General features: G+C 35.4%; 21 protein-coding genes and 4 pseudogenes. 12 read left to right on the top strand and 13 right to left on the bottom strand.

Annotation, left to right across the window (positions count from 1 at the left end; genetic code table 11):
- Positions 1 to 23 precede the first annotated feature (23 nt).
- Positions 24 to 1307 carry an MFS transporter gene (locus LNN34_RS21105; RefSeq protein ID WP_229044531.1) on the top strand — a complete coding sequence of 428 codons (1284 nt, stop codon included), beginning with the start codon at positions 24 to 26 and terminating at the stop codon, positions 1305 to 1307.
- A 148-nt stretch (positions 1308 to 1455) separates the two neighbouring features.
- Here the strand turns inward: LNN34_RS21105 and LNN34_RS21100 are convergent, their stop codons facing one another.
- The gene (locus tag LNN34_RS21100; protein WP_229044529.1) at positions 1456 to 2724 is read right to left on the bottom strand and encodes an APC family permease; all 1269 of its coding nucleotides are present in this window, start codon (positions 2722 to 2724) and stop codon (positions 1456 to 1458) included.
- 152 nt (positions 2725 to 2876) lie between these two features.
- On the opposite strand from LNN34_RS21100, the gene LNN34_RS21095 reads away from it, so the two are divergent.
- The 4 genes from LNN34_RS21095 (at position 2877) to LNN34_RS21080 (ending at position 6368) form a co-directional block, all read left to right on the top strand.
- Positions 2877 to 3320, top strand: a complete 444-nt coding sequence (locus LNN34_RS21095) for an Lrp/AsnC family transcriptional regulator (protein WP_229044527.1) — start codon at positions 2877 to 2879, stop codon at positions 3318 to 3320.
- A 326-nt stretch (positions 3321 to 3646) separates the two neighbouring features.
- Positions 3647 to 4222: a TetR/AcrR family transcriptional regulator gene (locus tag LNN34_RS21090; protein WP_229044525.1), complete on the top strand. Its 576-nt coding sequence runs from the start codon at positions 3647 to 3649 to the stop codon at positions 4220 to 4222.
- A 57-nt stretch (positions 4223 to 4279) separates the two neighbouring features.
- Entirely contained in the window at positions 4280 to 5029 is a 750-nt protein-coding gene (locus tag LNN34_RS21085) for an SDR family NAD(P)-dependent oxidoreductase (protein WP_229044523.1), read from the top strand.
- Positions 5030 to 5354: 325 nt separating this feature from the next.
- Positions 5355 to 6368, top strand: a complete 1014-nt coding sequence (locus tag LNN34_RS21080) for an NADP-dependent oxidoreductase (RefSeq protein WP_229044521.1) — start codon at positions 5355 to 5357, stop codon at positions 6366 to 6368.
- 222 nt (positions 6369 to 6590) lie between these two features.
- Here LNN34_RS21080 and LNN34_RS21075 read toward each other — a convergent pair.
- Positions 6591 to 6770 (bottom strand): annotated as a pseudogene (locus LNN34_RS21075) (DUF255 domain-containing protein); the annotation flags it as partial.
- Positions 6771 to 7217: 447 nt separating this feature from the next.
- On the opposite strand from LNN34_RS21075, the gene LNN34_RS21070 reads away from it, so the two are divergent.
- Positions 7218 to 7799 carry a Crp/Fnr family transcriptional regulator gene (locus LNN34_RS21070; RefSeq protein WP_229044519.1) on the top strand — a complete coding sequence of 194 codons (582 nt, stop codon included), beginning with the start codon at positions 7218 to 7220 and terminating at the stop codon, positions 7797 to 7799.
- Positions 7800 to 7926: 127 nt separating this feature from the next.
- Positions 7927 to 8943 carry an NAD-dependent epimerase/dehydratase family protein gene (locus tag LNN34_RS21065; RefSeq protein ID WP_229044518.1) on the top strand — a complete coding sequence of 339 codons (1017 nt, stop codon included), beginning with the start codon at positions 7927 to 7929 and terminating at the stop codon, positions 8941 to 8943.
- Between the two features lie 21 nt (positions 8944 to 8964).
- Here the strand turns inward: LNN34_RS21065 and LNN34_RS21060 are convergent, their stop codons facing one another.
- The 5 genes from LNN34_RS21060 to LNN34_RS21040 all read right to left on the bottom strand — a co-directional run bounded on the left by LNN34_RS21060 (position 8965) and on the right by LNN34_RS21040 (position 12180).
- A complete protein-coding gene (locus LNN34_RS21060; protein ID WP_229044516.1) occupies positions 8965 to 9309 on the bottom strand; it encodes a recombinase family protein in 345 nt (114 codons plus the stop codon).
- A 362-nt stretch (positions 9310 to 9671) separates the two neighbouring features.
- Entirely contained in the window at positions 9672 to 10967 is a 1296-nt protein-coding gene (locus LNN34_RS21055; RefSeq protein WP_229044514.1) for an NAD(P)-binding domain-containing protein, read from the bottom strand.
- Between the two features lie 60 nt (positions 10968 to 11027).
- A complete protein-coding gene (locus tag LNN34_RS21050; protein ID WP_229044512.1) occupies positions 11028 to 11348 on the bottom strand; it encodes an ArsR/SmtB family transcription factor in 321 nt (106 codons plus the stop codon).
- A 176-nt stretch (positions 11349 to 11524) separates the two neighbouring features.
- Positions 11525 to 12022: a hypothetical protein gene (locus LNN34_RS21045; protein ID WP_229044510.1), complete on the bottom strand. Its 498-nt coding sequence runs from the start codon at positions 12020 to 12022 to the stop codon at positions 11525 to 11527.
- Positions 12013 to 12180, bottom strand: coding sequence for a DUF4870 domain-containing protein (locus LNN34_RS21040; RefSeq protein WP_267476778.1), 168 nt, complete (start codon positions 12178 to 12180; stop codon positions 12013 to 12015). The genes LNN34_RS21045 and LNN34_RS21040 overlap by 10 nt, the downstream gene beginning before the upstream one ends.
- 1023 nt (positions 12181 to 13203) lie before the next feature.
- Between LNN34_RS21040 and LNN34_RS21035 the strand changes: the two genes are divergently transcribed.
- Complete coding sequence (locus tag LNN34_RS21035; RefSeq protein WP_229044508.1) at positions 13204 to 13761, top strand: cupin domain-containing protein; 558 nt, start codon at positions 13204 to 13206, stop codon at positions 13759 to 13761.
- A gap of 260 nt (positions 13762 to 14021) precedes the next feature.
- Here LNN34_RS21035 and LNN34_RS21030 read toward each other — a convergent pair.
- Positions 14022 to 14202, bottom strand: a pseudogene (locus LNN34_RS21030) (DUF255 domain-containing protein); the annotation flags it as partial.
- Between the two features lie 430 nt (positions 14203 to 14632).
- Positions 14633 to 15139, bottom strand: coding sequence for a MepB family protein (locus LNN34_RS21025; RefSeq protein ID WP_105954657.1), 507 nt, complete (start codon positions 15137 to 15139; stop codon positions 14633 to 14635).
- Between the two features lie 367 nt (positions 15140 to 15506).
- Here LNN34_RS21025 and LNN34_RS21020 point away from each other — a divergent pair, with 367 nt between their 5' ends.
- On the top strand, positions 15507 to 15782 hold the full coding sequence (locus LNN34_RS21020; protein WP_105954656.1) for a hypothetical protein: 276 nt from the start codon (positions 15507 to 15509) through the stop codon (positions 15780 to 15782).
- A 160-nt stretch (positions 15783 to 15942) separates the two neighbouring features.
- On the opposite strand, the gene LNN34_RS21015 is transcribed toward LNN34_RS21020, so the two are convergent.
- The 3 genes and pseudogenes from LNN34_RS21015 to LNN34_RS21005 all read right to left on the bottom strand — a co-directional run bounded on the left by LNN34_RS21015 (position 15943) and on the right by LNN34_RS21005 (position 17047).
- Positions 15943 to 16503, bottom strand: a complete 561-nt coding sequence (locus LNN34_RS21015) for an adenylate kinase (protein ID WP_227598399.1) — start codon at positions 16501 to 16503, stop codon at positions 15943 to 15945.
- 63 nt (positions 16504 to 16566) lie between these two features.
- Positions 16567 to 16659: pseudogene (locus LNN34_RS21010) on the bottom strand (DUF255 domain-containing protein); the annotation flags it as partial.
- 217 nt (positions 16660 to 16876) lie between these two features.
- Positions 16877 to 17047 (bottom strand): hypothetical protein, encoded by a 171-nt coding sequence (locus LNN34_RS21005; protein ID WP_229044506.1) that lies wholly within the window; start codon positions 17045 to 17047, stop codon positions 16877 to 16879.
- A 444-nt stretch (positions 17048 to 17491) separates the two neighbouring features.
- Here LNN34_RS21005 and LNN34_RS21000 point away from each other — a divergent pair, with 444 nt between their 5' ends.
- The 3 genes from LNN34_RS21000 to LNN34_RS20990 all read left to right on the top strand — a co-directional run bounded on the left by LNN34_RS21000 (position 17492) and on the right by LNN34_RS20990 (position 21638).
- Positions 17492 to 18712 (top strand): sensor histidine kinase, encoded by a 1221-nt coding sequence (locus LNN34_RS21000; RefSeq protein WP_229044504.1) that lies wholly within the window; start codon positions 17492 to 17494, stop codon positions 18710 to 18712.
- Positions 18705 to 19346, top strand: coding sequence for a response regulator (locus LNN34_RS20995; RefSeq protein WP_202646821.1), 642 nt, complete (start codon positions 18705 to 18707; stop codon positions 19344 to 19346). Before LNN34_RS21000 ends, LNN34_RS20995 begins: the two co-directional genes overlap by 8 nt.
- A 117-nt stretch (positions 19347 to 19463) precedes the next feature.
- A complete protein-coding gene (locus LNN34_RS20990; protein WP_215509942.1) occupies positions 19464 to 21638 on the top strand; it encodes an MMPL family transporter in 2175 nt (724 codons plus the stop codon).
- A gap of 561 nt (positions 21639 to 22199) precedes the next feature.
- Here LNN34_RS20990 and LNN34_RS22045 read toward each other — a convergent pair.
- A pseudogene (locus LNN34_RS22045) lies at positions 22200 to 22610 on the bottom strand (hypothetical protein).
- Positions 22611 to 22709 lie beyond the last annotated feature (99 nt).

Below are 22709 nucleotides of genomic sequence, written 5' to 3'. Positions count from 1 at the left end.
CTATATAGAAGGGTGTTAAGAACATGATGAGTAGCTCAGAAGATTCAACGAGGAGTTACATAGACTCTCCAGAAAAACTAAAAAAATTACACAAAAAAGTTTTGATTGTTGTGAGTATATCACAAATTTTTGGCGGTGCCGGACTAGCCGCAGGGATTACCGTAGGTGCCCTTATTGCTCAGCAGATGCTTGGAACGGATGCTTATGCAGGGGTCCCGACAGCTTTATTTACTTTGGGATCAGCGGGAGCAGCCTTATTTGTAGGCAGATTTTCACAGCGTTATGGACGCCGTATAGGCCTAGCCACTGGTTTTATATTAGGGGGACTTGGTGCAATTGGTATTGTTATTGCCGCCATGGTAAATAGTGTGATTCTATTATTTGCTTCCCTGCTGATTTATGGATCAGGTACAGCTACCAATTTACAAGCTCGCTATGCGGGAACGGATTTAGCAAATGAGAAACAGCGCGCAACTGCTGTTAGTGTCACGATGGTTATGACAACTTTTGGAGCAGTTGCGGGTCCGAATCTAGTAAATGTAATGGGGGAATTTGCTGATTTAATCGGTATTCCTTCGCTTTCAGGTCCATTCATTTTAGCAGCAGCAGCATATATACTAGCAGGCATTGTACTTTTTATTATGCTACGTCCAGATCCATTAGATATTGCAAATCGGATTGCAGCTTATAAAGAACAAAATGGTCATGATAATGATTCAAATACGGTGAATCAAAAAAACAATAAAAGAGATCTTGCAGTAGGGGCCACAGTTATGGTTCTAACACAAATCGTTATGGTAGCTATTATGACGATGACACCAGTTCATATGAAACATCATGGGCATAGTCTAGGAGAAGTAGGGATCGTAATTGGTTTTCATATAGGCTCCATGTATCTTCCTTCACTTGTAACAGGTGTCCTCGTTGATAAAATTGGTCGTACAGCTATGAGTATTGCCTCAGGTATAACATTATTGTTAGCTGGTTTATTATCAGCATTAGATCCAAGTGATTCTATGGTTCTTTTGGTGATTGCCCTATCTTTACTTGGATTGGGATGGAACTTTGGCTTAATCAGTGGTACTGCTCTCATTGTTGATTCTACAGAGCCTTCAACTCGTGCGAAAGTTCAAGGAACACTTGATGTTTTTATTGCATTAGCAGGAGCTTCTGGCGGGGCTCTTTCGGGCATGGTGATGGCTAACACAAGTTATGCGGTATTATCTTTGAGTGGAGGACTTCTATCTTTAGTTCTAATACCGGTTGTGATTTGGTCTATAAGGAATAAAGAGGTAATTAAAGGGTAGTCGAAAGACTATTCTTTTTTTATATTTAATGGATATTCTAATAGATATGGCACCAGATTCATGTCATAGGAAAGAGATAGGCAATATACTTCAGCCTACCTCCACTGATTTTAAAGAATACCCTTCATTATTTAATATTTCTCTCTCTTTAAGCTCTCCAGGTGATGTATCCTATACATGAAAGTGCAACAATGATAGGAATTGCTATATAGGAGCCGATAAAAGGATAAGCGGCAAGACATAATAGACAAGCAATGACAGCTAGAAACTTACCAAAGACATTTGTAATCAGCTGAACTCCTGCTGCTGTACCAACTATATAGGTTGCTATTGCTAACGAATTAGGAATAAACACTAACTGGTCTAATCCAATGTGAAAAATAAAACTAAAAAGTAAACCAACCCCGGCAATTGCTCCTACTAATAGTACAGCACGGCTAGGGGTTGAATATTTTTTATTCATGTTGTCCAGCCATGAGGGGGCAAGACGTTTATGAGATAAGGAATAACCTAATCGGCTCATACTTGCAACAAACGCATTGTTAGTTCCTAAACATATGATAAAGGCAAGTATTGCTGTTGCCCAAGCGCCGTTTACCCCTGCCACTTTTTCAACGACTTGTGCTATTGAAGCATTATTCATAGCACTATTAACGGTTTGTTCACCAGTTGAATAAGAGTTTGTGCCAACGACAGCTAAAGTGATGCCTATGTATAATACACCAATAATAACAATGGCTCCCCATGTTGATCGCATAATGTTTTGTTTTCTCGGGCTTTTAAATTCAGGTGCCAGACTAGAGATTGCTTCCCATCCAAAGAATGACCAAAAAATGAGCATTGCGGATTGGCCGATTGGAATGATGCTGTTTTTTGTGATGTGTGGTGTTATGTTCTCATGGTCAATTGCTGGAAATGCTAAAACTGATGTACCTAATAATATCAATAAAGTAAGTCCGGCTAATACCAATTGAATTTTTCCACTTGTTTGTAGACCTACATAGTTTCCGATTACAGCGATTGAGAGTAATATGCTTGCAATAATATATGCAGAAAAATGCGGTAAATTGAACGCAAAAGATATATAAGTCCCACCTGTTAATGAAACAATAATCTGTCCTACACTTCCTGCTATGAAAAAAAACCATCCACAAATAGCACCTGCGTAATGACCAAAAGCTTTATCCGTAAAAGTTAATATTCCGCCTGAACTAGGGAAATCAATTGAAAGGAATGCAAATGTGCACGCTAATGGAATACTTAGCAGCACCATAATGATCCATGAAACTAATGCATTTGAACCCGCGATCCCTGCTGTCATACCAGGTAATATTAAAATCCCTGATCCTAAAACGGCTCCTACATACAGAGCAGTGCCTTGTGAAACTGATATAGTTTGCTTCAATGGCTGAGTCAAAGATATTCTCTCCTTACATTTCTGAATTTATTTTTATTATAGTAGGTTATTCTCTTTGTTTATATAAACTAATGAATGTTTTATTCTCTTATGCTTTACGATATGGATGAAAAACAATAAAATTATAAACAATATGAAAAGGAGAGATGGAAATGGACGAAATAGACAAGAAATTATTAGAGCTGCTCCAAGAGAATGCACGAATAACAATTATTGAACTATCGAAAAAACTGAATTTAAGTCGTCCGAGTGTAAATGAACGATTACGTCGTTTGCAGGATAACGGTGTTATTCAGGGGTTTACCGCACGTGTTTCAGCTGAGGCTATAGGAAAAGGTACAATTGTGATTATACAAATAGGAAATTTAAAAATAGAGTGTCGTCGATTTGAGGAATTGATCATAGAAGAAACGGATATTCTAGAGTGCCATAGAGTTACAGGAACGAATAGTTACTTTCTAAAGGCAGCAGTAGCTACGATGAAGGATTTAGAAGCCTTAGTAGACCGCCTTATTCCTTATGGTCAATTAAATACATCTGTGGTACTGTCATCGCCTATTCCTTCTCGCCCTCTGCTGCCTGTCACTGATAGATAATGTTCTTGTGTCTGGTTACTCTAATAGACATGTCACCAAGAGCATGATGGTTATAGAACTGATTTGAGTAGAAATAAAAGAAACGATATTCGTGAAATGTCAGCTAAAAAAAATTAAAGCACATGATTAAGGTCTAATTTCTTTACCGATCGTTCTCAAATTTGATATAGTTCAAACATGTTAGATCTAACTGTTTTGCTACTCAAAAGAGAATGATCATTCTTTAATTATTTCAGAATGAGGGAGGGATGAATGTATAAGATTGTGCTTCTAGTACATCAATGATTCTCAGTCCTTTCTCTGAATATGTTCGAAGGTGGGATTACATGGCTAGAAATAAAGAATTTGATGAAAAGAAGGCATTAAGAAAAGCAATGATTCTTTTTTGGGAACAGGGCTATGAAAAAACATCCATGCAAGACTTGGTGGATCATATGGGCGTTCACCGCAGAAGTATTTATGATACATTTGGCGACAAACATACTTTATTTATGCGAGTCTTAAATCATTATGTAGAAATAATGGAAGGCCGAATGAAGAATGAAGTGAAAACAGAATTAACAGTGAAGCAGTCGATACGAAAATTATTTGAAATGGTGATTGATTCGCCACAACAGCAGCCAAAAGGGTGTTTAGCTGTTAATGCAGCTGTTGAGTTATCCCTAATTGATGAAGAAGTAGCGAAAAAAACGACAGAGATTTTTATAAATACAGAAGCCTTATTATTTGATCTGCTAAAACATGGTCAAGATCAAGGTGAAATTCCTAAACACAATGACATCAAAGGGCTTTCTCAATTTATTCATAATTCACTCGTAGGAATACGAGTATTAACAAAAACGACAAATGATAAAGAGAAATTAGAAAGTATTATTAATTTCACTTTGTCGACACTAGACTAAATCTATTTTGTGATATCGATTAGTTAATTAAAAATATGGTTTCGAGGAGAGAATGATATGAAATACACAGTTATTACAGGAGCAAGTTCAGGTATAGGATATGAAACTGCATTGGAATTTGCTGCTCGCGGCAAAAACTTAATTATTGTAGCTAGAAGATTAGAGAAATTAGAAGGGCTTAAATCAGTAATTCATAATATAAATCCTGATTTAGATGTTATTATTCATACAAGTGACCTATCGATAACAGATCAGGCATACACACTGTATAACAGTTTAAAGGAGTATCAAATTGAGACGTGGATTAATAATGCTGGTCTTGGTGAATCTTCTTCTGTGGCGGACCAGAGTTTAGAGAAAGTAGAATCCATGTTACGTCTTAATATAGAGTCGTTGGCGATTCTTTCCACACTATTTGTGCGAGATTATTCTCATGTAGAGGGAACACAATTAATTAATGTATCCTCCGCACTTGGATATGCGACTTATATTGGTGGTATTACCTATTCTGCATCTAAATATTTTGTTAGTGCATTTACAGAAGGGCTTGCAAAAGAACTAGAGCTTAAAAGTGCAAAAATGAAGGCAAAAGTTTTAGCACCAGCAGTGACTGAAACAGAATTTGAGAAAACTGCACAGGATGTAGAAGAATTTGATTACAAAAACTTTATGCCAATGTATCACACAGCTAAGCAAATGGCTGGTTTTATGATGGAACTTTATGACAACGATAAAGTCGTAGGTATTGTAGATGAAAGCTACAATTTCAATTTAAGAGATCAAATCTATCCAATACTAGGCGTTTAATGTATTAACAGAAAATAACGTGTTGGGGTGGCTGATAAACATAGGTTCTTTGCAGTAGCGATTCAAAAAATTTAATTATTTGAGAATGAACGTTCTAAAAGACAACAGTACCAATTGAATAAAAAGATAATTTTGTGAGTATTTAAGGTTTAGGTGGTGGGTTGATCTTAAAATAAGGTTCCCTCCACCTAAACGATTGAAATAATATAAGATCTTTATAAAAAGAATTATATTGAGGGTAGAAAAATGAAGTAGACAGTGAAAATAATAAAAATAAGGTAAAGAAACTTAATAAAAGCAACTCAACGGAAGGGTGCTAATAAAAATGGAAACACTCATGAGAGCAGCTCAGATCACCAAATATTCAAAAAATCCCCATGTCCAAATTAATGAAATTCCAATTCCAGAGATCGCTGATAATGAAGTCTTGGTAAAGGTCAAAGCTGCGGCGGTCAATCCACTCGAAATGTTAATTATTACAGGTAGCGTGAAACTGATTCAAGATTATGAATTCCCATTAACGCTTGGTAATGAATTGACAGGTGTTATCGAAAAAGTCGGAAAAAATGTGACAGAATTTCACGTAGGAGATGCCATCTATACACGTCTCCCTCTCGAAAAAATTGGTGCTTTTGCGGAATATGCCGCAATTGACGCTACCGCAATTGCACCCATGCCAAAAAATTTGTCTTACGTGGAAGCCGCTGCTGCACCACTGGCTGGACTCACAGCGTATCAAGGTCTACATGAAGAACTTGAGGCACAGTCAGGTAAAGCTGTTTTCATTCCAGGTGGATCAGGTAGCTTTGGTCAAATGGCGGTACCAATCGCAAAGGCAATGGGCCTAAATGTCATTGTTAGTGGCAGCTCAGAAGCGCGCGAACGCACTTTGGAAATGGGTGCATTCCAATATTTGGATTATACAATAGAAAACTATGTTGACTTGTTGTCGAATGTGAATTACGTAATTGATACATTGGGACCTAAAGATTTTGACCGTGAATTGAGTATAATCAAACCGGGTGGAAAATTGCTCTCCCTTCGGACAGGTCCGAATAAACGCTTCGGGAAAGATCGAAATTTCCCAAGATGGAAACAAATATTATTTTCTCTTGCTGGTGCAAAGTATGACCGCAAAGCCAAGAAACAAAACGTGGAATACCATTTTATTTTCGTTCGTTCTGACGGCGCACAACTTAAAGAGATTACAAAAATCATTGAAGAAAACAACATTGTTCCAGCAATTCATCCGACATTATTTGCCATCGACAACGTAAATGAAGCGCTAAAACTAGTCGCAAATGGACGACCAAAAGGGAAAGTGATTATTCAATTTTAAGGGGAATATGAAGAAAGCAGTCAAAAGTTGAGATCATTTATGTAAATGTAAAGGATTTTGAAACAAACCGCGAGTTTTGCTGATTAAGAAATGGAAAAGATAAAAAGCCAGGTCAGATCATAGAAAAACTTCAGCAAGTCGGAGTCCTGTATGATAAAACATGGAGAACTAACCATTTCAAAAATGTTGGAATGAAAATTGAGACAGATGGTTATTCTAATAGACATGGCACCAATGGCATGTTGAATAGCCGATGCTGACCAGAACCGGTTTGTTTTCGCGTTTTGCTTTTTCAAATGCTTCTTCCCCCCACGGGAACCAGTCCACAGGGTTGTGGGCGTGTTGAAGTAAATATGGAGACTTCTCAGCGATTAATCTATTGGGTTTATTGTTAGTTGGCATGGGATCACCTTCTTTCAACTTGTTTTTCATTCTTACTGTATCACAAGTATAAAATTAAATACTTTAAATATTTCCCCTTTCAAATGTGGAGGTGTTTTTTATTTGTCTCATATTATGGGTCAGTCTCGTCAATTAAGGTTCTTTTTTGTGCCGATAATATATCTTTAGTTAAAAGGATAGCTTCCCCATCCCCATCAAGCTAATATTTTGAAGTACCCCCAAAACGAAATCTCTTGATAGTGATTATGAAAATTAAATTCATTTTTTCATTTTGGGTAACAGCCAATTTCTTAAGTTGATGGATGTGTGTTGCTACCCCAATATGTGCTAATCGTTGATTGTATTGAATTTTAAGTGAATCTATTATATTGCTTGACATGGGTAAATGCTATTATAGTAAATTGTGGATAAAGGATATGCCTTATATGTTTAGAGAGGTGGTGAATTATGCTTAATAAGCCGAGTGATTATATTGAAGCTGGTTTGAAGCTGGAGTTGGAAGAAGATTTAAAATACTTATTTAATTCAACAGCTGATATAAAGATGGTACCAAAGGGTACAATTGTTTTAAATCAGGGGCAAGAAGTTTCTTCACTGTATTATATTCATAAAGGAATTATGAGAGGATATTATATAGATGCTGCAGGCAATGATGTGACAAAATGTTTTGCAGCTGAAACGGAATTTGCCTGTGCAGAGGGTTTATTAAGAGTTGAAGAAGCTAGATTTAATGTAGAAAGCCTGCAAGACAGCATTTGCGTAGTTATTCCGTATAATTCCATATACCAAGGTGTGAAGAAAACTAATCAAATGAAGGTTATATTCACTAATTATATTCAGAAGATTCTTGTTGATACGCTAAATCGAGAACAGGCGTTACTTATGAAAGATGCACTGGAAAGGTACATGGAGTTTAAAAGAGAGTATTCTTCTTTAGAAAGCAGAATAAATCAATCATATATTGCTTCTTATATTGGAATTAGAGCAAGCTCACTTAGTAGAATTAAGAGAAGTATGAAAATAGAATAAACGTTTTTAGGAAACATCAAATAAAAGTATTTGGTGTTTTTTTATTGCAATTTACATATGTCAATTACAACAGGCTGTTATCGCATTATGATGACTGGTGTAATCACTGATTTAGGAGGATTTATTTATGAAGAAAATTTCCTTGGTAACAGGTGCAAATGGTCATTTGGGTAACAACTTGGTAAGAGAATTATTAAAAAGAGGAGAAACTGTTAGAGCAGGTGTACGAGATTTAAATGACAAAGAACCATTTATAGGCCTTGATTGTGAGATTGTCTACGCCGATTTGAGAGATAAAGACTCACTTCATAAAGCACTTGATGGAGTGAATACCTTATATCAAGCAGCTGCTGTATTTAAACATTGGGCACAAGATCCTGAAAAAGAGATCATTATTCCTAATATTGAGGCAACTCAAAATATAATGGAGGCTGCTAAAGAAGCAAATGTAAGAAAAATAGTATATGTAAGCTCCGTAGCAGCATTGTCATTGGACAAGACAAACTTAAAGGGTAAAATTGATGAAACTACATGGCTTGAAAACAGTCATGGAAATGCATACTTTGATTCAAAAGCACGAGCTGAAAGAACAGCTTGGGAGCTGGCAGAAAAATATGATTTGGATATGGTTAGCGTTCTTCCTGGTGCAATGATTGGTGGAGAGTTTTTAAAGAAAACTCCAACCATACTGGCCTTCGATAGTATTCTTTTAGGAAAGATGAAAGTTAACTATATAAGTGAAATGACGCCAATAGATGTAACTGATGTTGTGAAAGGTATGATTGCTGCAGCGAAAAAAGGTGTAAGGGGTACAAGATACATCTTGGCTAATGAAGAGCCTGTAACTTCAGATGATATCATTAAAATTGCAAAAAAATTTATTCCTAATCTTGAGATACCACAAAAATATACTAAAGAACAGTTGTTACATTTAGCTGATAAACTTGAATTTGAAGCAAAGGAAAAGAATACTCAGCCATCACTACTTAGAAGTCAGGTAGAATTATATTATGGTGGAATAAATAGACACTATGACCTTACTACATCAAGACAGGATTTGAATTTTAAGCCTAAGTTGGGTGAAGTGGCATTAGAAGAGTACTTTAAACGTTTTTTTGCTAGCCTAAGAAAAAAAACCTTATAATGAATCGGCTAATAGATGTTTTTACCTTCCGGCTTTATTTTCGTTACAAGCATCATCTTGGCGTAAAAGGTTCATGAATTTAGGTGTCTCTGCATCATCCCTTGTAACCCGTGCTAAGTTAACTGACAAAACAGCGTCAAATATGCCATCAGTGAGTTTGTTGATCATCCTTTGGTATTCAGGTCGCATTTCATCCATTGAACTCCCAACTTCTTGGAATATTTCATACTGCCAATTGTTTTTATGAGCAATATCAAGAAGTCTTTTTCGATGTTTTGCCAATGTTTCTTCCGTTTCTTCGGCCTCTTTATTTCGTGACTTTCTTAGATAAATGGCTACTCGCTTGATTTTGTTTTTTAACTCCAAAAGATCCATCACCCTTTATGACTTAAATGTAATATACTTCTAGATTAGCATAATAATAGATTGTTTATGTAGCTAAAAGAACATGACACAATTCTCAAGTAATAATATACATAAGGAGTGGGGACAATAAATTTTGTGGTTTTTTTAATCAAAAAAATTGATTAAAATAAGCTAAAAGAAAGGTGGAAATGGTATGCTTATAAGGAAGCTAAGGATGGCGATTTAATTAGAATTTTAGATATTCATAATCTTGATATATTTAAAGAACAGGGGAAAATCGACGGTCATTATGTAGATGTAATGGCAATGGAAAAATACTTACAAAGTAAACAGGTCTCTAAAATGAGACCTGTTTTTTTGTATTAATTACAGCAGCAGGATGTCTTAGCAACAGAAGGTTTTGGTGTTAGTTTACAAACTCCTGTTTCAGGTAGATTTAATTCCACACGTTCAGCAGATTCCTTATCACCAGCGATATATGCCACAACAGAGCGGGCCTGCTCGTAGCCAGTAGCTAATAAGAATGTCGGTGCTCTTCCGTAACTTTTTGAGCCAATAATATAGAAGTTTTTTTCAGGTTGTCTTAATTCTTTTTCGCCATGTGGTCGAACAGTTCCACAGCTGTGGATATTAGGATCAATTAAATTAGCCAAATCTGGCACGCACTCTAAAGCAGAATCAAATGTATGGCGAATTTCCTTTAAAAACTGAAAATCTGGTCTTGCACCTGTATTCGCAATAATTTCGTCTACATCCTTAAATATTTTTTGTTCCTGTTGTTGGAATCCAAAAATATTTAATTTACCGTCAGATGTGGGTGCGATATTTTCAATGAACGTTGAAGGGTACGCTTTAATAAGTCCATTTTCTAAGATGCCCCGTAATCTTGTCCCTAATTGCCCTCTAGCAGGCAACTGATCATTTCCTTCTCCCCCGTAAACTTCTGTAATATCCTGTTTTCTTAGAATCCAGATGATCTCTGTATTTTCAGTTTGCTCTTTTAACTGTGTTAAATCTAGTAAAGTATTTACAGCTGAATGACCACTCCCAACAACTGCAACAGTCTTATTTTTATATCGATTTCGATCCCGATTTAAAATATCTGGAATCCCATAATAAATCTGATTAGAAATCCTTTTTTCAGCATCAGTTATGAGTCCTTCAGCGTTTATTGGATTTGGATTTTGCCAAGTACCTGTAGCGTCTATAACTGCTTTTGCCTCATATATTTTCTCTTCAGTGTTGTTTACTTTCACTCGAATGATAAAGGGTGCTTGATCTCTGCCTTTTGTTTTGACTTTATCAAACCCCTTTTTTCCAACATGAAGAACAGGGCTGTTCACATGGATATAAGGTTTCAATTCAGGTAGTTCTATTAGTGGTTTTAAGTATTTGGAAACAATCTCTTCTCCTAGTGGAAGTTCATCTTTTGGAGGAAGAGGAATATTGTGTTTTTGTAATAATTCTTTTGCTGCTTGGTCTATATTATATTCCCAGGGTGAAAACAGCCGTACATGTCCATAATTTAAAAAGTTGGTTCCGATTTCTTTTCCTGATTCAAACAGAATAAATGATTCTTTTCTTTTAACAAGATGAGCTGCTGCGGCAATTCCTGCTGGTCCTCCCCCAATAATGGCTACTGGTAATGTTTTTTGCATAATATGTTTCCTCCTATAAATCAATTTTTTTTGATGTATAAATTGAAAATAATTCCCTTCCTAGCGAGAAGGGCGGAATAAACAGCATAATTCTGCTGATAGCAAATGATTTATTTCTTTTTCGTTCAAGGAGTAATAACTCCATGTACCTTTTGTTTCTTTTGTAATTAAACCTGCATCTAGTAAGATTTTCAAATGATAAGATAATTTAGATTGTGGCATCTTAATTTCATCGATTAAATCACATACACAGGTAGATCCACGTTCACAAAGAATGTGTAACAAATGAAGCCTTTTTTTATCAGATAATGCTTTAAACTTTTTTTCGTATTGTTCAAAGGTCTCTTCCAACTGTTTATTCTCTAGAGGTATTTGTAGCATTTTGAAGTCCTCCTCTGGTTGATTAATCAAATAATTTTGATGTGATTATCATAAGTGAAATAAGAAAGGGAGTCAAGAAAAAATCATATGTGTAGTTATACGAACATGCCACCAATGATTAGTTGAATAACCAATCTGAAAGTACAGAAAAAAGGCAAGGAAACCTTGCCCTTCATTTAATTTGTTATCAAAGCAAATGCTTCTTTAATAAAGAGTTTTTCTTTTTCAGTTAACGGATCAAGAATATTGAGTTGATCTTTCTTATTAAAATGAATCACATTATCTTTTGAGTTTTTAATTTTTAAAAGCGTTTTTCTATTAAGTGCTACAAAATCTTTTATAAAAAGTTGTGCTTCCTGTGATTGGGGGCTTACATTTTCAATCACAAGGCTTTTTAACTTTGTAAATACTGAAAAATATTCTTTATCTAAGTCTAATCTTTCATTGCTTCTAAAGTTATAAATTGAGTTTTCGATTTGATTCAGTTCATCTAAGTTTTCTTCTTCCCAAAGGATAGAATGAATAATAAAACAAAAGATACTTGTGTAGACTTCTTGTTGGTTTTCTAATATAGCAAACATATGGTTTAGTTGATCAATTGTCTGTTGTATTTTCTCTTGTTCTGCGAGGAGCTGCTTTTTTTTAAAATTTATAGGTTTTTCCCTCAAGGACATTTCAGACTTTTTAGTCGCCGTATAAAGAGGGGAATTAAAGTTAAATGGAAGTTTAGTGCTTTTCTGCTTGCTTCACGATAAAAGATGTTCTTCTTTCGTTGCGAAAAAAACATAACGAGTGGAGGTAATACACCTAGAGCTAAAGAAATTCCTAACATCATCTGCACTAATAAAATTTCTATTTTTGTGGGTTTTTTCATAAAAATCACCTTTCTTTCTATACTTAAATATTAGTTTAAAAGGTGACGTGAGGGGAGGATCAATAAAGAATAAACAATTTTTACACTAATGGGGATATTTCATGAAGTGCGGACTACAGATAACTAGTTTGGTTATTCTAACGAACATGCTACCAAAAATAGGTTGTATATCCCCTAGTATTTGAAGGTGAAAATACAGATAAGTTATTGGGGTTTAAAATTAAGAAAATCCAGAAGGCTCAGCATTAGTCGTTTTGAGGGCGGAGTGTGCATTAACAGCTAAACGCAGAACTGGATTTAAGAAAATGAAGAACATATTCAAAAAGAAAAGGTCTGATTAAATTGATTAAAACCTTATGTGGAACAATGGATTAGACGGGTGATATCTTCACGTAAGGTTTTAATCAGTGATAAAGCAGTGTGCTCTTACTACAATGCGTATTATCTCTAAGTATTATTAAATTATACATATTTGTATTGTCATATAATTTAGTGTTTTTTACTTGATAGCAGAGTTTAAAGCTTATGTTTTCCACTCTAATAGACATGGCACCAAATGCAAGTGGCATTCGCCTTCGAAACTTTTTTGATTGGTACGTGAAATATCAATTTATTGTATTTTTAAAAGGAGCTTTAACATAGATTGTATTTTTTGTGGACTAAAGTTGAAATTGATTTATAAAGTTATTGATTAAGAAGCAAGAACTCTAATCAATAACTTTATCTTAGGCGCTCTTTTAGGTCCAAAATATGTAGCGCTCAGTCAAATCATATTTTTATTATTTTCCCAGTTTAACATTCCTTCTGGGTGATGTATTAAAAGTTTTAATTTGTTACTTACATTGCAATTAAATTGCAAAAAATTATCCCAAAAGAAGTATAACAACATCTGTGTAAGAAATTCACCTAGTATGCACATTTCCGCAACGAATACATAGGATAATATCATAAAAATTCAAAATTTTTGTGAGGATTGAAAAAATGTATTATATACCTTTTTCGCATCAATGTTGTTATTATGTAAATATACCGATGTATAACGATGGAAGATCTGTTTATTGGACTGTTCCAAATGAGATGGAGCATGCAAACAGATTTGATTATTTGCGCTCTTCATACGAAGATAGAAACCTTCTCTTGAAAGATTATGGAGCAAAACCCTTTGTTGTTAATATTAATAAAGCAACAAAACAAAACAATACGTTTCGTACCGCCTTATGGACTGGAAAACATATTCAAGTTACTTTGATGAGTCTCGGTGTTGGAGAAGACATCGGTTTGGAAATCCATCCTAACGTCGATCAATTCTTACGGATTGAGCAAGGGCGAGGGATAGTTAAAATGGGCAAGAGTAAAGACAATTTAAATTTCCAAAGAAATGTCTATGATGATTCTGCCATTGTTATACCTGCCGGCACTTGGCACAATCTTACTAATACTGGTAATACGCCGTTAAAACTATACTCCATTTATTCTCCTCCTAACCATCCATTTGGTACGGTTCATGTGACCAAGGCAGATGCAGAGGCTGCGGAATAGGTATTCTGGTGAAGTTTGAGCCAATCTGGGGTATTCTGGTGTGAATTATGGAGAACGAGAACCGCAATTGTTTCTTAAATGGAGATTAGTTTGCTATGTTCAAAGTAGGCATTAGGAGATTGAACTGTTTACGGGATGGTGCTGGGCAGTGTAAGTCATAAAGTAGCTAACGGGTGAACTGCCCTGTGATAATTGTAAAAGTATTAATTAAACAAGTCGGTTTGTAATACCTCGGCTTGTTTTTTGTGGTTATTTTAGTAGACATGGCACCAATGACATGTCGAATAGCCGATGCTGACGAGAACCAGCTTATTTTCACGTTTTGCTTTTTTCGAAGGCTTCTTCTCCCCACGGGTACCAGTCTACTGGGTTGTGGGCTTGTTGAAGCAAATACGGTGATTGCTCAGCGATTAATCTATTGGGTTTATTGTTATTTGGCATGGGATCACCTTCTCTCTACAGAGTCAGGGAAAATGTAGAACGTGATTGGGATATGTGAAGAAGGGAAACAAAAGGGACTACTAAAGTGCAAATTTTCAACTTTAAAAATTTTAAAGTGCATTATATGGTATAGTCCCATCAATAGAAATATGCAGTGGCCAAATACAAGTCCTGAATGATATAAAGATTATGTTCTCTTAATTTGCAGAATGAAAAGCAGACGCTGCATTATAAAAAAACATACCAGATAAAGAATGGGACTGACCATAAGAATTGCTATGATAAAAACTGAAAAACACCGTTCTGATGAGTAGAACAGTGTAAAAAAATATTCCTTATAGAACTGTTGTAATCTTTAATTTTATTATCTTATTTTTTTAATGAATCTGCTAATTTTAAATGTTGATTTCCTACTCAGGACTATCCAATTTTAGTTAGAATATAGCTTTAATAGTTCTTGTACTGGAAAACCATTTGTATTGTTCACCTCAACAAAATATGCTAACTGCCATTTTTGTGTTTCGATAGCTTGTTTGCTAGTGGGATTATCCCATCTAGGGTAAACTCTAATTGCCATTTTTCCTTTTGTAGTAGCTGTTTTAAGGATATTTTGTTTTAAAAGAACTTCTTTAGGAAAAACGAATTGCCCAAAATTATTACTAGTAAAAGTATTGATAACCAATAAATCAGTAGCCTTTTCATATGAAAAGGCTTGGTTTTTATTATCCCCATCTTTTTCCCAAAAAGCAACAAACTGTCCTATCTTGTTAGGTGTTTTTTTTGCGACTCTAAATCTAACCGATTTTGAATTTAGTTGAAATATACCAGCCCCATAATCTGAATTTTGAGCTTCTTCTCGAATAGCATTTATAGTTAAGTGATTTGGTTCATAAAAAATTTTATTTACATATGTTAACGCCTTATAAAATTCATCCACTGCTTTGTACTCCTTATTTATACTACATAATCCAATGCCTTCTTGAATAGAATGGCTAATCATTTAAGTTATCTTTCTTATAATTGAAATCCCATTATAACTCTCCTTTTAGACTCAACAACAAAACTTTATGTTTTATTAAGGCTACGCATCGATCGACAAAAGGTTTCGAAATATGAAGTTCCTCAAAAAAAGGTAAGTAAATCATGACTTGCATTTGTTGGCAGGTATGCTAAAGTAACCAGAAAATACATTCAGAGAGCCAACTTGTTTACAATCACAAACCAATTTGATCCATTGCAGAGAGATTTTCTTGGAATATTATGATAGTATTATTCCCAAAAAGTAATAATAGGAGGTGCAAAAGTTGGGTTTATCTCTCCTAGGTTTTATGAGTATTATGTGTGCTTTACTTGTTAAGACTAATATAGATAAATACATGTGGTTAGTTTCTAAGGCTGGATTTAAAAATAATTCAAAAATTGCTATTTCTTATTATTCAATTCTAGGATTATCTTTAATAATTGGTGATTTTGTTAATACCCCTTATGTTACATACTTTATATTACCTTTATTTGTTTTATTTTTTTCCTTACTAACAATTCTCGGGCTTAACTTAAAGAAGAATAATGAGGCTTTCTAAAAACAAAAAGGATAACATATCGTTGTCTTTTTTCATTACAAATTTCTTTTATATTATTAGTGCTATTATCTATACTGACCAGCCTCGGTTACCCTACTCACCATTGGTGCCAAGTTCGATAACGTGTTAATGTTTCCACATGCAGTTTACTTTGCTACATTCATTGTGTAATGAGATAAGCTATTATTGTCTCTATAGTTTTATTAAAATTTAAAGAGCTTTCGAAGTATTGAAGGTTATACTTTTTGCATTCTTCTCTTATTCGGGTACTATCTGTTTTTATCCTCTCTAATTCTAATCTGATCTGAAGATGATCTAGATTTCTCAGTCCGTCATTTTCTGTCATGCTAGAGTGAAATTTCATCTTTTCCACACTATTTTCTATATCTATTTCTGCTATCCCTATAAAACAGGTCTTAACATTCCCTAAATAGTGTTGTTCAAACTTTGAAACGTGACTAGGTATTAATTGTACACCTTCTATTATGTAATCTATTTTGTTCTCAACCATAGCTGTCATCAAAGGATTAACTATTTTCCAGAGTCGTTGTCCATTTTTAAGATCACCATCAGTTGGATTAACCTCCATTTCTGGTACTCCATTAGCAATTCCCATCATCAAATAGTCTAATGAGAAATAAGGAATTTTTGTTTCCGCTAACATTCTCTTTGCTGTAGTTGTCTTCCCACTCCTTGAAGAACCACCAATAAGGTATAACATACTTCATCTCTCCTAAATGAATATAATTTCATAAAGTGACCTCTGAAATATAACCTGTACTTAATGACAAGTCGAATAGCCGATGCTGACGAGAACCGGCTTGTTTTCACGTTGCGCTTTTTCAAATGCTTTCTATCCCCGAGGGAACCAATCAATGAAAACGTTCATAAAGTGCGGACTGCAAATTACTGGTTTTGGTTATTCTAAACGAACATGGCACCGGTACATGTCAGGACCTAGCTATTTATATCGTTTCAGGGGCAATGGTTCGCAGCATGATATGTCTTGTCTGTGTCTTGAAGGTAAATATTGAGTTTGAGTTTGAAAGGTTATTTATCATTATTTTCAAGAACTCCGTAATCAATATATATCTTTATCTTTTGGAAAGAAGCTGCTTTGAACAAAAGTAAGGATAGCCAAAGATGATGAGTGGAGCTACTAATGCAAGCAGTAACCAAGAACCTGATTGAGTGTCTTTGATGACTCCTATGAATATACAAGTACCGATGAGAAGGTACAATAAAACACCAAAAAACCAATACATACCTTGTTCCTCTTTTCTCTATAGGTTTTCTTTATTCTTTAAGGGGGCATTTTGCAGAGCCCTTCTGCTTTACTTCTTTGAGGATTTTAATGTATGAGGGGTCCGATTTTTAATTGTTTTTTCAGCCCTGATTCCTTTTCTTTGTAAGTTTATAATAATGAGATCAATTGGTTTCAATAAATTGCAATCCTCCCATATGAAAGTAACTCTCCATATATTTTAATTTTAAAATTGAATATAGAAAACGTACATAAGGGCATATCCTTATGTACGTTGGGGCATTTTTAAACTTTTGTTCATCTTGCGTTTTCTTCTTGCCGTGCTGGCCGATAAATGAAATGCCTGCCGGCTCTTATGATAAGATGACAAATATGACTGGATTGTTCCTATTTTTATTGTGGATCCTTTGTGATTAAACTGTCAAAGGAAAGGAAGTGAAGCAATATGTTTCGAAGAAAGCCTTTTGATAAAAACTACTTTTCACGAAATAGGCGGGCATTAAATATGCTTGCTCTCAGATTGCCAGGCTTAGCTTTTATTCTCATGATATATATAGCCTCTATCGTGCTGCAATTTATTATTGGGAGCTGGTCCATTTTATTGCTTCATGTGTTTACAGTATTGACCGCCATTTTTGCTTTGCTGCATTGGCATTCATATCGCTGGGTTAAGAAAAGGGTCATTCTATATTTTGTGCTGCAAGGTTTGATCACTTTTACACTGGCTAATATCATGACTGGCTTCTTAGTGCTGATCATTATTGGCCTTTATGCATTTTTGATTGGACAGATTGCAGGAATAGCAGACAGAAGAAGGACTTTCCTCATACTGTATTTACTGCTTCTGCTGTCAATCAATGCAACACATCAGATTCACAAAGGTGAATATTTGCATTTTCTTGTCATTGCCGTACCTATTATGATCGTGATTATTACTTATGCCGCTACATTATTTGCCCAAGTTGATGAAAAAATAAAAGCGCAGCTGACTCTTGAAAGGCTGGGGCTGGCTCATCAGCAGGTCGAACAGCTGACGCTGCAAAACGAAAGGCAGCGTATGGCCCGGGACTTACACGATACGCTTGCTCAAGGGCTGGTCAGTTTAAATATGCAGCTGGATGCTATTAATGTTCATATATCGAAAGGTAACACAGATAGAGCAAAAGAAATCATTCAACAATCTATGAATAGAGTGAAAAGCACATTAGCTGATGCACGTTCAGCTATTGACAATCTTCGCAGCAAATCAGAAGAAATCGATTCTTTAAAAGAAAGAATTACCTTACAAATGGATCATTTTAAAGATGCAACAGGTCTGTCTTGTTTTTTAGACTACAGATTAACTCAATTGCCTGATGTTCGCACTGCTGAAAATTGTTATTACATCATAGGAGAATGCCTTACAAATGCAGCAAAACATGCTGAAGCAGAAACGATATGGGTATCAGTTTGGGATGAGAAAGGAAACCTCCATTTAACCGTCAGAGACAATGGAAAAGGCTTTGATATTGAAAAAGGCAGGAAAAAGAGAGGACATTATGGACTTCTTGGTATACAAGAACGCGTCAGAGCAATGAAAGGCCAATTCAATATAACGAGTGAAAAATCAGTAGGCACACAAATCGAGATAATCTTGTCAAATCAGGGAGAGATTGAAGATGAATAAGGTTTTAATCGTTGATGACCATCTGGTTGTGAGAGAAGGTCTCAAGCTGTTAATTGAGACGAATGATAACTACATAATAATCGGAGAGGCGGAAAATGGAAAAAAGGCGGTTTATCTTACAGATGAATTAAAGCCAGATATCATTCTTATGGATTTATACATGCCAGAAATGAGTGGGTTAGAAGCGATTAAACAAATAAAAGAAAAACACAGCATACCCATTATTATTTTGACTACTTATAATGAAGATCACTTGATGATTGAGGGGATTGAATTAGGAGCAAAAGGATATCTGTTGAAGGATACGAGCTCAGAAACCCTATTTCATACAATGGATGCAGCAGTAAGAGGAGAAGTGCTGCTGCAGCCTGACATTCTTAAACGTTTTCAAGAAATTCAATTGGAAAGAATGAAGAAACCAAGCAGCGATACTCAGTTAACGGAAAAGGAAATCGTTGTTCTAAAGGCAATTGCAAAAGGATTCAAAAGCAAAGCGATAGCCTTTGATTTAGGAATCTCAGAAAGAACCGTGAAGTCAAGACTCACGTCCATTTATAATAAATTGGGAGCGGATTCTAGAACAGAAGCAGTCGCGATTGCCATGCAGAGAGGTATTTTAACTTTAGATATATAACACAAGGTTATTTAAAAGTTGCCCAAACGTACATGCCCGAATGTACGTTTTTTTCATTTCCTTATGAACTACAATTAGGAAGAATGTTATCAAGCAATGTATTGAAAGGAGATTATGATGTCAAGAATGTTATATAAATTAGGCGGATGGGTCGCTCGCCATCGCATTAAAGTAATATGTGCGTGGATCGTTGTGTTGATTGCAACGATAGGGGCAGCCGGCATATTAAAACCCAATTTTTCTGAGAATATGTCAATACCTGACACGCCTTCGGAAAAAGCAATGAAGGTGATCAATAAAGAATTTCCTCATGGTCCTGATAAAGGGAGCATACGGATCATATTCGGTGCTAAGGATGGGGAGAAACTTACTGCCAAATCAGCAAAAGAAGCAATAGAGAATACACTAAAGGAAATGAATAAAGACGATTCCATTGATTCGATTGCAAGTCCTTTTCATTCAGGAACGATCGCAAAAGATGGGACAGTGGCTTATGCTGATATCAAATACAAATCATCAGCAGATGATATAAAAGATTACTCTATAAAACATGTGAAAGATAGTTTGTCCATTGCTGATGATGAAGGATTACAAACGGAGTTAAGCGGAGATATACCAGGAGCCGAGATGGAGATTGGCGGTGTATCAGAAATAGTCGGTATTGTCTTGGCTTTTGTTGTTCTAGCTATTACATTTGGCTCTTTATTAATAGCAGGCTTACCGATTTTAACTGCACTTATTGGTTTAGGTGTAAGCATTGGGCTGACTTTGATTGGAACACAAGTGTTTGATATTGCCTCCGTCAGTCTTTCATTAGCCGGAATGATCGGCCTTGCAGTTGGTATTGATTATGCCTTGTTTATTTTTTCGAAACACCGCCAGTTTTTAGGTGAAGGTATACAAAAAAATGAATCAATTGCGAGAGCTACGGGAACAGCTGGAAGTGCTGTCGTTTTTGCCGGACTCACAGTTATTGTCGCACTTTGCGGATTGACTGTAGTTCATATTCCTTTTATGTCCGCAATGGGGCTAACAGCAGGGCTCAGTGTGCTCATGGCTGTATTAGCTTCAATTACATTAGTGCCTGCCGTTTTATCAATAGCAGGGAAACGCATGATTCCGAAAGCAAACAAGAAAAAAGAAATACAAAGCGCTGAAACAAATTTCTGGGGACGCTTTGTCACAAAGAACCCTATTCTTTTAAGTGTATTTAGTATTCTCATCTTGCTAGTCATTAGTATTCCATCTATGCATTTGGAGCTAGGTTTACCTGATGCAGGAATGAAAGCTAAGGATAGTCCCGAGCGCCGGGCTTATGACTTGCTTGCCGAAGGTTTTGGAGAAGGATTTAATGGCCAATTAACGATAGTGGCGGATGCCACAAGCGTCCCAGAAAATAAAGCTGAAGCATTCGCAGATGCAGTAACAGAAATTAAGGATTTAGACCATGTAGCAAGTGTTACTCCTGCAATGCCTAATGCAAAAGGCGATTTTGCTATTATTACGGTTGTTCCTACAACAGGTCCAAACGATAAAGCTACTAAGGATTTGGTACAAGATGTACGCAGTTTAGCAGATCAAAACGGAATAGATTTGCTCGTCACTGGATCGACGGCAGTGAATATAGATATTTCAGATCGTCTTAATGATGCAATACCAATATTCGCTGTACTCATTGTTGGTTTTGCGTTTATCTTGCTGACAATCGTATTCCGTTCACTGCTAGTACCTCTTGTTGCTGTAGCAGGTTTCATATTAACAATGACAGCAACTCTTGGGGTTTGTGTATTTGTGTTACAGGATGGAAATCTTATTGACTTGTTCAATATACCTGAAAAAGGGCCGATTCTCGCGTTTTTGCCTATTTTAACGATTGGTATTCTTTTTGGCTTAGCAATGGATTATCAGGTATTCCTTGTAAGCAGAATGCGTGAAGAATATGTGAAAACAAAGAATCCAGTACAAGCGATTCAAGCTGGATTAAAACACAGTGGACCTGTTGTCACCGCAGCCGGGCTAATCATGATATTTGTTTTTGCAGGATTTATCTTTGCTGGTGAAGCTTCTATCAAAGCAAATGGATTAGCTCTTTCCTTTGGTGTATTGTTTGACGCATTTATTGTAAGAATGACACTCATTCCAAGTATCATGAAGTTGATGGGGAATGCAGCTTGGTATTTACCAAAATGGTTAGACAAAATCATTCCGAATGTAGATATAGAGGGTCATCATCTAACAAAGGAGATACAGCCCGAGATAGATACTGAACAAAAACACCGAATCAGTATGTAGCCATATAGGCTCGTTCTCATAACATGTAAGGATGTAGCTCGAATACAACTAATGGCAAAGTATTAGAGGTTAAAGTTTATGGGCAATAAACAACAAAAGAAGAATATATAGAACGAGAGAAATAAAATTTATTTAAGAGTGGACTGAAAGGTCTACTCTTTTTTCATTCCGTCATCTGAATGAAGAAATGGTTATTCTAATAGTCATGGCATCAATGCAGAGTAGAATAGCATATAGACTTACCAGAAGTACACAACTTAAAAAAAAGCTCAATGAGAGCTCTTTTTTTCCAAAATGAAATTCACTTATTCTTTTTTGGGGGGAATATAAAAGTAATAACCAAAAAAACAACTATACAAATTAAAAACTGAATAAGTCTTTTTAGAAACCAATCGTTAGCAGGACCAATTTCATTTGTAACTTGGATGTAGCATAGACTGCAAATAAAGTTAGTATGAATTTTAATGTTTCTCTGTGCAAATCAAACAACACTTTCTTAATGCATATACAATACTTTGTACACCATATCCAAAATTACTGGTTATACATGCTAATCCTTTACTATTCTTGAGATAAATAATTGAAATCCGTTTCTTCAAATTCAGGAAGTTTTTTGTCAATTTTTAAAGCGGACAATAACTCTTGAACATATTCACGAATAGCTGGCATATCAAATGGGAAATCGAAATTAAATTCCTCTGTAACAGTTAAAGTGTCCATTACATATGAACAATTATGTTTCATACCCAATAGATCATCATGAAAACGTAGCACAGCTTGATATGATGAATCAGGTAGCTCAAAGTGAGAAATCAAATAAACATTAATATTGTTACCTTCTTCAGAATCTGGAAATCTTTCATCAACGTATAATAAAAAAGCAAATCTCTCATCATCGTTTCATTCTACTTGAAAGAATTCAAAATCTCTTAATCTCAATAAACGTTTAAATCTCGTATTTAAAATTCTCATTTTCAATATCTCCATTTTTATTTTAAGCTGTTACTAACGATTTCCATTGAAGCATAGAAGGGGTATAATACGCAATTTCCCATTAAAAGGTTTATTGAG

Source organism: Bacillus sp. AF23 (assembly GCF_020861455.1).
GTDB classification, from domain to species: Bacteria; Bacillota; Bacilli; order Bacillales; family Bacillaceae; genus Bacillus; species Bacillus halotolerans.
The sequence above is the reverse complement of the archived record's forward strand: the minus strand, read 5'-3'. Positions and strand labels throughout refer to the sequence as shown.